1 pseudogene is annotated in these 484 nt (G+C 55.8%); it reads left to right on the top strand.

The features are described 5' to 3' along the window. Positions 1-336: 336 nt before the first annotated feature. Positions 337-484 (top strand): annotated as a pseudogene (locus tag J5M71_RS29700) (excinuclease); the annotation flags it as partial.

Below are 484 nucleotides of genomic sequence, written 5' to 3'. Positions count from 1 at the left end.
ATCACAGCCCCACCGACAGACTATTGCTGGGGTGTTTACGCAGAACGACAACGGGCCTGACTTTCACCATCTCAGGCACTTCATAGCCTCTGAAATCGCAAATCAGCACGCTGCCCTCCTTGGGCTGGTATCGAAGAGGCATCCGTGGCACTCACTGAAAAAGAGGCGACTTTGCGCAAAAATCGAGCGTTCCCCTATGGCAGATCCATAACGGGAAATGTAGCTCTCTGCAATCCCCTTGCTCCCTTGCACCCTTGCACCATCTACACTCGCTTAAGCAGGTCCCGGCTCAGTACCTGCCCTCGCAGTTCTCTTTCACCGTCAAAGGAGATGACCATGCAAGTGAAAGCCCTGATGGCCGCTGCGCTTTTCGCGCTACTGCCCAGTGCCAGCCATGCCACCAACCTCATGTACATGCCTTTCGAAACCGTGCTGTCGGACGCGATTCGCGCCGGTCGGCTGGATGGCAGTGTGAAGTTCTACC

Origin of the sequence: Pseudomonas sp. 43(2021) (genome assembly GCF_017490805.1) — a bacterium.
Classification (GTDB): Bacteria; Pseudomonadota; Gammaproteobacteria; order Pseudomonadales; family Pseudomonadaceae; genus Aquipseudomonas.
The sequence above is the reverse complement of the archived record's forward strand: the minus strand, read 5'-3'. Positions and strand labels throughout refer to the sequence as shown.